This is a genomic window from Massilia horti, from assembly GCF_004614195.1.
GTDB lineage: Bacteria > Pseudomonadota > Gammaproteobacteria > Burkholderiales > Burkholderiaceae_D > Telluria > Telluria horti.
In genome coordinates this window covers 1-10385 of sequence record NZ_SPUM01000125.1, presented here as the reverse complement: position 1 = coordinate 10385, position 10385 = coordinate 1, and the positions used below count along the sequence as shown (strand labels likewise).

At 66.1% G+C, this 10385-nt stretch carries 8 protein-coding genes; 4 read left to right on the top strand and 4 right to left on the bottom strand.

The features are described 5' to 3' along the window. Window positions 1–345: 345 nt before the first annotated feature. The 4 genes from rsmA to E4O92_RS19005 are packed head-to-tail and all read right to left on the bottom strand — an operon-like array spanning window position 346 to window position 5872. Entirely contained in the window at window positions 346–1116 is a 771-nt protein-coding gene (gene rsmA, locus E4O92_RS19020; protein ID WP_135191230.1) for a 16S rRNA (adenine(1518)-N(6)/adenine(1519)-N(6))-dimethyltransferase RsmA, read from the bottom strand. An 11-nt stretch (window positions 1117–1127) separates the two neighbouring features. Beyond that, entirely contained in the window at window positions 1128–2177 is a 1050-nt protein-coding gene (pdxA, locus tag E4O92_RS19015; protein WP_135191229.1) for a 4-hydroxythreonine-4-phosphate dehydrogenase PdxA, read from the bottom strand. 4 nt (window positions 2178–2181) lie between these two features. Then, entirely contained in the window at window positions 2182–3594 is a 1413-nt protein-coding gene (locus E4O92_RS19010; protein WP_229483517.1) for a peptidylprolyl isomerase, read from the bottom strand. Window positions 3595–3628: 34 nt separating this feature from the next. Next, window positions 3629–5872, bottom strand: coding sequence for an LPS-assembly protein LptD (locus E4O92_RS19005; protein ID WP_135191228.1), 2244 nt, complete (start codon window positions 5870–5872; stop codon window positions 3629–3631). Window positions 5873–5968: 96 nt separating this feature from the next. On the opposite strand from E4O92_RS19005, the gene E4O92_RS19000 reads away from it, so the two are divergent. The 4 genes from E4O92_RS19000 to E4O92_RS18985 are packed head-to-tail and all read left to right on the top strand — an operon-like array spanning window position 5969 to window position 10256. Further along, window positions 5969–7027 carry an aminoglycoside phosphotransferase family protein gene (locus E4O92_RS19000; RefSeq protein WP_135191227.1) on the top strand — a complete coding sequence of 353 codons (1059 nt, stop codon included), beginning with the start codon at window positions 5969–5971 and terminating at the stop codon, window positions 7025–7027. Between the two features lie 8 nt (window positions 7028–7035). Then, on the top strand, window positions 7036–7749 hold the full coding sequence (gene murU / locus E4O92_RS18995; protein ID WP_135191226.1) for an N-acetylmuramate alpha-1-phosphate uridylyltransferase MurU: 714 nt from the start codon (window positions 7036–7038) through the stop codon (window positions 7747–7749). Next, window positions 7746–9077: an aminopeptidase P N-terminal domain-containing protein gene (locus E4O92_RS18990; RefSeq protein ID WP_135191225.1), complete on the top strand. Its 1332-nt coding sequence runs from the start codon at window positions 7746–7748 to the stop codon at window positions 9075–9077. The genes murU and E4O92_RS18990 overlap by 4 nt, the downstream gene beginning before the upstream one ends. 3 nt (window positions 9078–9080) lie before the next feature. Further along, window positions 9081–10256 carry a UbiH/UbiF/VisC/COQ6 family ubiquinone biosynthesis hydroxylase gene (locus tag E4O92_RS18985; protein ID WP_135191224.1) on the top strand — a complete coding sequence of 392 codons (1176 nt, stop codon included), beginning with the start codon at window positions 9081–9083 and terminating at the stop codon, window positions 10254–10256. Window positions 10257–10385 lie beyond the last annotated feature (129 nt).

Here is a 10385-nt window from a genome sequence, read left to right as displayed (position 1 = left end):
CGTACCGCGTGCGCACAGGTGCGCACCCTACGATCCTATTACCGGGGAAGATTGTCCAAGGCCAGTACGTATGCGTACCCGAGCCAACGATATTCAACCGTACCGCGTGCGCACAGGTGCGCACCCTACGATCCTATTACCGGGGAAGATTGTCCAAGGCCAGTACGTATGCGTACCCGAGCCAACGATATTCAACCGTACCGCGTGCGCACAGGTGCGCACCCTACGATCCTATTACCGGGGAAGATTGTCCAACGCCAGTACGTTTGCGTACCCGAGCCAACGATATTCAACCGTACCGCGTGCGCACAGGTCCTCGGCGACCCCGCGCCCCCTACGATCCTATTACCGAGGTAGGTTGGCCAGCGCCAGATACTGTTCGAGACTCACCGCCTCCGGCCGCGCGCCGGGATCGATCCCGGCCTCGACCAGCTGCTGTTCGGTGAACATGCCGGCCACGCAGTTGCGGATCACCTTGCGGCGCTGCGAAAACGCCTTCTGCACCACCGCCTCCAGGCGCGCCGCGTCGGCGGCCGGCTGGTCGCGGCGGGGGATCATGCGCACGATCGCCGAATCGACCTGCGGCGGCGGGTCGAAGGCCGATGGCGGCACCACGAACAGCATGTCCATGTGATAGCGCCACTGCAGCATCACCGACAGCCGCCCGTACGCACGACTGCCCGGCTCGGCCACCATCCGCTCGACCACTTCTTTCTGCAGCATGAAGTGCTGGTCCTCGACCATGCCAGCGTACTGGGCAAGGTGGAACAGCAGCGGGCTGGAGATGTTGTATGGCAGGTTGCCGACTACGCGCAGCTTCTGCCCCGGCGGCACCGCGATGCTGCCGAAGTCGAACTTGAGCGCGTCGCCGGCGTGCACCGTGAGGCGCTCGCGCGGATACGCCTTCTCCAGGCGCGCGACCAGGTCGCGGTCCAGTTCAACCACGTGCATGTGGTCGAGCTCCTTGAGCAGCAGCGATGTCATCGCGGCCAGGCCCGGCCCGATCTCGACCATGACTTGCCCGCGGCGCGGCGCGATCGCATCGATGATGTTGTGAAGGACGTGGTCATCGGTCAGGAAGTTCTGGCCGAAGCGCTTGCGTGCTACGTGTTTCATGGTTGTTGTCGTTAATGTGGTGAGGCACTTCGCCGCGCCGCGACCATGTGCATGGCGACGCGGATCGCCTCTTCCATGCTGCCGCTGTCCGCCAGGCCCAGTCCGCGTGCGGCGATGTCGAGCGCGGTGCCGTGGTCGACCGAGGTACGGATCAGCGGCAGGCCGAGTGTGATATTGACGCCGCGGCCGAACGTCGCGTGCTTGAGGACCGGCAGCCCCTGGTCGTGGTACATCGCCAGCACGCAGTCGGCGTCGCGCAAGTACTTCGGCTGGAACAGGGTGTCGGCCGGATACGGGCCGCGCGCATCGATGCCGCGTTCGCGCGCCGCATGCAGCGCCGGCTCGATCACGTCGATCTCTTCGCGTCCGAGGTAGCCGTTCTCGCCCGCGTGCGGGTTCAGGCCGGCGACCAGGATGCGCGGCGCGGCGATGCCAAATTTGCTGCGCAGGTCGGCCTGCAGGATGTCCAGCACCTGGCCCAGGCTCTCCCGCGTGATCGCGGCCGGCACGTCCTTGAGCGGCAGGTGGGTGGTCGCGAGCGCCACCCGCAAGCTGGGCTGGAGCGCGCCGGGCTCCCCGGCCAGCATCATCACCACTTTCGGGGTGCCGGTCTTTTCGGCCAGGTATTCGGTGTGCCCGGAAAAAGCGACGCCGGCATCGTTGATCGTGCTTTTCTGGAGCGGCGCGGTGACGATGGCGTCGAACCAGCCGGAGCGCACGCCTTCGAGCGCGAGGTCGAGGGTGGCCAGCACCGCGCGCCCGTTCTCGGCATTGAGCACGCCGGGCACGACATGGGCGGCGAGCGGCACGTCCACCACGGCGATGCGGTCGCGCCCGAAATCGGGCAGGCCGCCGTTCCGCAGGGCCTGGATCGAGATGGCCGACAGCCGGATCGCCGGATCGAGGCTGCTGGCGGTGAGCGCGAGGAAGGCGGCGTCGCCGACCAGCACGCAATTGGCGACCTCGCGCAGCGCCCAGGCCGCGCGGATCGATATCTCCGGCCCGATGCCCGCCGGCTCGCCGGTGGTCACCGCCAGCACCGGACGGACAGGCGATGGCATGGCCCTATTTGTCCTCGCGGAACTCGACGTAGGCGCGGTCGCGCACTTCGCGCGCCCAGTCTTCGTACGCTTCCTGGGTCTTGCGCTCGCGCAGGATGTTGCGCGCCAGGTTGCGCTCTTTTTCCTTGGTCACGTCTTCGCTCTTGCGCTCGATGACCTGGAGCAGGTGGAAGCCGAACGGCGTCTGGATGATGTCCGACACCTCGCCCGGCTTGAGCTCCTTCATCGCGATCTCGAGTTCCGGCGCGCTGTCCATGTCGCCCGGGTACAGCCAGCCCAGGTCGCCGCCCTTGAGGGCCGAGCCGTCCTGCGAGTACTGCTTGGCCAGCTCCTCGAAGGTGGCCGCCTTGTGCGCCATCTTTTCCTTCAGCTCGAGCAGCTTGCGCTTGACCTCGGCTTCGGTCATGGTCGGGGTGACCTTCATCAGGATGTGGCGCGCGTGGGTCTGTTCGACCACCGTCTTGGCCTCTTCACCATTGGCCAGGTTGCGTTTGTCGACCAGCTTGAGGATGTGGAAGCCCGTGTTCGACTTGAGCACCGGCGTCACCTGGCCCGGCTTGAGCTTGTGCAGCTCGCTTGAAAACAGCGGCGGCAGGCGGTCCGGATCGCGCCAGCCGATTTCACCGCCCTTGAGCGCATCGGGCGCTTCGGAATAGGTCGCGGCCATCTTGGCGAAATCGGCGCCGGTGCGCAGCTGGCGCGCCACTTCGTCGGCACGTGCCTTGCGCGCGGCGATTTGCTCGGGCGAGGCATTGGCCGGGATGCTGACCAGGATTTGCGAAATGTTCATCTCGACCCGCTCGGCGGCTGCGGCCTTCTCGGCGGCGAGATAGGTGTCGACCTCGGCGTCGGAGACCTGGATCTTGCTGTCGACCTCATGCTCGCGCAGGCGCTGCATCATGATCTCGCTGCGGATCTCTTCGCGGAACTGGGAGAACGGCAGTCCTTCCTTCTCCATCTGGTTGCGCATCTCCTGCACCGACAACTTCTGTCCCTCGGCGATGCGCGAAATCGTACGGTCGAGCGTGATGTCGTCGACCTTGACCCCGTATTCCTTGGCCAGCTGGATCTGCGCGCGCTCGACGATCATCGATTCGACCACCTGGCGCTTCAGGTCAGCCTCGTCCGGCAACTGCGCGTTCTGGGCGCGCATGCGCTGCACGATCTGGGCTACCCGGCTCTTCACTTCGTTGGTCGTGATGACCTCGTCGTTGACGACCACATAAATCGAGTCGAGGACCTTGGCGTTGCTGGACGCGGGCGGCAAAAAGCCGCTACCTGGTTTGGCCTGGGTCGCAGGCGCGGTGGCGGGCTTGGCCTGGGCCGCCGCCTGGCCGGCCGCGAGCGCGCACAGCAGCGCCGCTGCTAGCTTAATTTGATGCAAACGGGTAGTACGCATAATCTGGGAAGCACTCATTTCAGGATCGTTGTTCAGCGCCCGCCAGCCCGCGTCACGGGCGGCCGACATTCGTGTTCAGGCGAGTATAGCCGGGAATGCTCCGTGTAAACGACTCGAGCGGATTGCCAATGCCCAGGCGCGACAAGCCGTTCAGTTCGAGCTGGAAGAACACCGGGGTCGACGTCGTCTGGGCCGCGGTCACGAAGCGCGACGCCCCGAACCGGAACACCCAGCAATCGGCCTTGTACTCGAGCCCGACCAGGCTCTCGAGCAGCTTCTTGTCTTGCATCGAGTAGCTGACCCGGCCCACGCCATACCAGCGCCTGGTCAGCGGCCACTGCCCCGACAAATCGACGTTGCGGAAGCTGCTGCGCTGATAACGGTATTCGGCGTTCAGCACTTTCATCGGAGCCGGCTGCCATTGCACGCCTGCGTTCGAACTGTACAGGCTGTTGCCCTGCGCGTCGTATTGTACCCCGGTATCAAAGCTCCAGGTATCGGAAATGTGGCCGGAGGCGGCAAACAGGGCATCCGAGCGGCTCACGTTGCGCGGCTCGTTGGTCAGCTGCACGCGGGGGTTGCTGAAATACAGACGGCTGCCGAGCGCCACGCGCAGGCGTTCGGCGCCGGTGGGCTCGAGCAGGCGCGAGACCACCGCCGCGGTCAGCTGGTTGGCGTCCGAGACGCGGTCAGGACCGACGAAACGGTTTTCGGTGAACAGCTGGGCATAGTTAAAGCCGGCGATGCCGGTGTCGAACACCGGAATGGCGGTCTGGTCCCTGAACGGCGTGCGCACATAGAACAGGCGCGGCTCGAGCGTCTGCGTCATCGCGCGCCCGAACAGGTTCGCGTCGCGTTCGAAAATCAGGCCGCTGTCGAGCGAAAAGGTCGGCACGAAGCGGCTGATGTCGTTCGGCGCGGGAGTGCCGTCCGCGAATTTGTTATTGGTCAGGGAGTAACGGGTCTCGTGCACGATCGCCTTCGGGGTGACGAAGTAGCCGGGACGTACGAACGGATAGGAGAGCTGCGCGACCAGATCGCCGCGGTTGCCTTGCACTATATTGTCAGGATGCGAAAAGCGCGTCGCTTCGGCATCGACCGACCAGTCGAACCCGCCGAGCACGTCGAAGCGGCCGGCGTGGAAATTCAGCTGCGGCAGGCGGTCGTACGGGCGCGGCACGAACAAATCCTTGTTTTGGGCCGAGGCCGGGTCCTGCAACACCTGGTAGCTCTGCACCCGCGCCGACATGCTCCAGTACTGGGCGCCGTAGTCGGTGCGCAGTTCACGCAGCAGCTGGCGCACCGCGCTGGCGGCGACCGTGCGCGAGAAGTCGCCCGGGTAGTTGTCGTCGGACGCGGCATGCGCGTTCCACGCATACGACCAGCCTTGCGCCAGCACCTGGTGGTGCAAGGTGTCGACCCACCAGCGGTCGCGGTGCGCCAGCCGGTCGTTCGGCAGGTACTCGATGTGGGTCTCGCCGCTGTACGGCCCGCGGGTGGTCTCGCCCAGGTAGCGGAAGGTGCCGCCCATCTGCAGGCCGCGGTCGAAGAACAGGCGCGGGAACACCGTCAGGTCGCGGTTCGGCGCGATGTTGAAGTAGTACGGGAACATGATTTCGCCCGCCCCCTTGGAACCGAGGCCGATGGTCGGCGGCAGCCAGCCGGAGCGGCGCGCGCCCGACAGCGAGAACGACAGCGCCGGGGCGGGGATGATCGGCACCCCTTTGAAGTAAATGACGGTGTTGGTGGCGTGACCGAGGTCGCGTCCGGAGTCCAGGCTCAGCTTGCTCGACTTGAGGTACCAGTCCGGGTCCGGCCCTTCGCAGGTGCTGTAGGTGCCGTTGGTGATCACCGCCTGGTCCTCGGACAAGAAATCCATGCGCGTCGCGCCGCCTTGCGCGTTCGATTTGAGCAGGTGGTATTTGGGGTGCAGCAGCCAGCCCTTGCCGGTTTCCAGGTTCAGCTGCAGTGCGTCACCCTGGTAGCGGTCGCCGAAGCGCCACATCTGCACGTGGCCGCTGGCCGTGACTTCGTCCTCGACCCGGTAGTAGCAGGCGGTATCGGAGGTGAGGCGCGTCTGGCCGCGCACGACTTCGACGTCGTGTTCAAGGTTCAGCTGGCGATCCGGACGGCCGGTGATCTCTTCGGCCTTGAGGGTGATCGGCAGGTCCTGCTCGGCCGCACGGGTAGTGGGTGCGTGCTGTGCGTGCAACGGCCCCGCGGCCACGGTGAACAGCGCGGACAGGACAACCGACAGGCGCCGCCGCGGGAAAGGAAGGGCCGAAAACCAAGTCATGAAAAATCGGGATGCACCATTGACAGGCGATTTTTTAAGTTGAATCCCTTATTATATGGGAATCTCCACAATTCCCCGGATTCACCAGGTCGCTTCATGTCTTCTTTGTATCAAAATTCCCCCACTTCCGCGGAACAGGATGCTCGGCTGAGCCAGTTGACAGAATGGCTAGGCACACTTGGCCTGGTGGATGTCGAATCGCGGCGCCCTGCTTCGTCCGATGCAAGCTTCCGCCGTTATTTCCGGCTCGACGTGGTGCCCGCCATGCGCGACAAGCTGGGCGACACCCTGGTCGCGATGGACGCGCCGCCGGCACGCGAGAACGTGCCCGCCTTCATCCACGTCCAGGGCCTGCTGTTCGACGCCGGCGTGACCGTGCCGGCGATCGTCGCGCGCAATGTCGAAGCCGGTTTCCTGCTGCTGTCCGACCTGGGCGCCACGACCTACCTGCAGCGCCTGGATGCCGACAACGCGCCGTTCATGTACTCGGACGCGATCGATGCGCTGCTCAAATTCCAGCTGGCCAGCCAGCCGGGCGTGCTGCCCGAATTCGACCGTGCCTTCGCGCTGCGCGAGATGAACCTGTTCCCGGAATGGTTCGTCGGCCGCCACCTGGGACTGACGCTTACTGACAAGCAGCAGGCGGAACTCACCAAGGTATTCGAAGCGATCACCGCCAACGTGCTGGCCCAGCAGCAGGTCTACATGCACCGCGATTACCATTCGCGCAACCTGATGTTCATGGAACAGGGCAATCCGGGCGTGCTCGACTTCCAGGACGCGGTGTACGGCCCGGTCACCTACGACCTGGCCTCGCTGCTGCGCGACGCCTACATCCAGTGGGACGAAGAGTTCGTGCTCGACTGGGTGGTGCGCTACTGGCAGAGCGCCAAGAAGCTGGGGCTGCCGGTCAATCCGGACATCGACGCGTTCTACCGCGACTTCGAATTCATGGGCCTGCAGCGCCACCTGAAAATCCTCGGCATCTTCTGCCGCCTGAACTACCGCGACGGTAAGCCCATCTACATGGGCGACCTGCCGACCGTGATGGACTACGTGCGCAAGACGGCCGGCCGCTACAAGGAACTGCGGCCGCTTGGCAAGCTGCTCGACTCGTTCGAGCAAAAGGCGCCGCAAGTCGGCTACACCTTCTGAGGCCCTTGATGAAAGCGATGATTTTCGCCGCCGGCCGCGGCGAGCGCATGCGCCCGCTCACCGACACCTGCCCCAAGCCGCTGCTCAAGGTGCGCGGCCGGCCCTTGATCACCTACCACGTGCTGAACCTGGTGCGCGCGGGGATCGTCGACATCGTGATCAACCACTCGCACCTCGGGCACATGATCGAGGCCGAGCTGGGCGACGGCAGCCGCTACGGCGCGCGCATCGTGTATTCGCACGAGAGCACGCCGCTCGAGACCGCGGGCGGCATCGTCAACGCCCTGCACCTCTTGGGCGACGAACCGTTCCTGGCCGTTTCGGGCGACATCTATGCGCCCTACTTCGATTTTTCACAGGCGCTGGACGTGCTCAAGGACGCCGACATGTGGGGCAACCCGTACCCCGAGGACCAGCGCGACATCGCCTGGCTGTGGCTCACGCCAAACCCGTGGCACAACCCGGATGGCGACTTCGCGGTCGACCTGTACACCCTGTCCAACGAAGGTTCGCCCAAGTGGAACTTCGCCGGCATCGGCGTCTACCGTCCCGAAATGTTCGACGGGATCAAACCGGGCGACTTCGTCAAGTTCGGGCCCCTGATGCGCAAGTTCATCGACATGAAGCGCGTCGGCGGCGAGATCTACGACGGCACCTGGGTCAACGTGGGCACCATGCGCCAGCTCGAGGAACTGAATACGCCGCTGAGGGTGGTGCGATGAGCCGGTTTGCGGCACGCCGCGCACGCCTCGCCGCCCAGATGCAGCCGGGCGCGGTGGCCGTGCTGCCGACCGCGCCGGAAGTGACGCGCAACGGCGACAGCGAATACGCGTACCGGCACGACAGCTATTTCTACTACCTGACCGGCTTTCCGGAACCGGAAAGCGCGCTGGTGCTGGTCGCGGCGAACGCGGGCAAGCCGGCCCGCTCGATCCTGTTCTGCCGCGAGAAGAATGTCGAGCGCGAGATCTGGGACGGCTACCGCTATGGGCCGGCCGGGGCGCAGGCTGCGTTCGGCTTTGATGAAGCGTATCCGATCGGCGACATCGATGCCCAGATGGCGCGCATCCTCGCCGACGCGCCGGCGCTGTACTACGCGCTGGGCCGCAACGCGGCGCTCGACGCACAGGTGCAAGGCTGGCTGAAGGCGGTGCGCGCGCAGGCGCGGCTTGGCGTGACGGCGCCATCCTCGGCGCACGACCTCCTGGCGCTGCTGGACGAAATGCGGCTGCTCAAGGACGACGACGAGCAGGCGACGATGCTGCGCGCGGCGACGATCTCGGGCCAGGCGCATGCGCGCGCCATGCTGGCGACCAAGCCCGGCATGTACGAGTACGAGATCGAGGCCGAGCTGCTGTACGAATTCCGCCGCAACGGCGCCCAGTTCCCGGCCTACACCCCGATCGTCGCATCCGGCGCCAACGCCTGCATCCTGCACTACAACGCGAACAACGCGCAAACCCGCGACGGCGACCTGGTGCTGATCGACGCCGGCTGCGAACTGGACGGCTACGCGTCCGACATCACCCGCACCTATCCGGTGGGCGGCACGTTCTCCAAGCCCCAGCGCACCCTGTACGAGCTGGTGCTGGCGGCGCATTCGGCGGCATTGGCGGCGATCGTGCCGGGCCGCCCGTACAGCGACATGCACGAAGCCGCGATGCGCGTGCTGACCGAAGGGATGCTCGACCTGGGCCTGTTGGACAGGACTAAATATCGCACGTTTGAGGACGCGATCGCCGAACGCGCGCACACGCAGTTCTACATGCACGGCACCGGCCACTGGCTGGGCATGGACGTGCACGACGTGGGCGCCTACAAGGACACCGCGCTCGAAGGCAAACCGTCGCGCCGGCTGGTGCCGGGCATGGCGCTGACCGTCGAACCGGGCATCTACGTGCGGCCTGCCGAAAACGTACCGGAGCAGTACTGGAACATCGGGATCCGCATCGAGGACGACGTGATCGTCACTGAAGACGGTTACCGCATCCTGTCGGGCGCGGCGCCCAGGCAGGTGCTGGAAATCGAAAAGCTGATGCGCGGGGCATGATTGATGCAACAGGCACTTGACTACGACGTGGCGATTCTTGGCGCCGGCCCGGTGGGCATGGCGCTGGCGGCGCTGCTGGCGCGGCGCGGCGTGCCGGGTTCGCGCGTGGCGCTGATCGACGCCAAATCGCTGGGCCAGGCGATCACCGACCCGCGCTCGATCGCGCTGGCCTGGGGCAGCCGCGTGCTGCTGGAAGAAGTGGCGGCATGGCCGCTGCCAGCCACCCCCATCCACCAGATCCACGTATCGCGGCGCGGGCGGCTGGGGCGCAGCATGATGGACCGGCTCGAACACAAGCTGCCCGCGCTGGGCTACGTGGCGCGCTACGGCGACGTGGTGGGCGCGCTGGCCATCGCCTGCGAGCGCGCGGGCGTGACCGTGATCCGGCCGGCGCGCGTCGAGCGGTTCGAAGAACAGTCAGACGGGGTGACGCTTGCGCTGGACGACGGACGCACATTGACCGCCGCCGTCACGGTGCAGGCCGAAGGCGGCGTATTCGGGCAGCAGCAAGACAAGGCGGTAAGGCGCGACTACGGCCAGACGGCAGTGATCGCGCGGATCTCTACCAGCAGCCCGATCGCGTTCCGCGCGTTCGAACGCTTCACCGACGAAGGCCCGCTGGCCCTGCTGCCACAGGACGGCGCGGACGGGCACCAGTACGCGCTGGTGTGGTGCGTAAAGCCCGAGCGCGCCGCGCAACTGCTCGCGCTCGAAGACGACACGTTCCTGCACCAGCTTGGCGGCGCGTTCGGATCGCGGCTGGGACGATTTACCCGTGTATCGCCGCGTGCGGCGTTTCCGCTGGGGTTGAACGCCGGCGCGCACGCGGGCAGGCGCACGGTGGCGATTGGGAATGCGGCGCAGACGCTGCATCCGGTGGCGGGCCAGGGCCTGAATTTAGGGCTGCGCGACGCGGCCGTGCTGGCGCGCGCACTGGCGCGGCAGGCGGGGCCGGACGCGATCGCACGCTTTGCCGAGGAACGCGACCACGACCGGCGCCTCGTGATCAGCCTGACCGACGCGATGGCGCGGATTTTTACGGACAGCGGGCCGCTGCAGTCGCTGTTCGGGCTGTCGCTGGCGGTGCTCGACACGGTCAAGCCGGCACGCATGCTGCTGGCCGAGCTGATGATGTTCGGGCACCGCGGCGGGCGCGCGCCCCGCTATTACAACGAGTAACCCGCGACGTAAGGGTGGGCACCCGTGCCCACGCGGTTCGCGAACGGTGCATGGTGGTACCGATGCCGCGAGCGTGCAAACGGTGACCGCGTGCGCACTGGTCCTCGGCGGCCCCGCGCCCCCTACGAG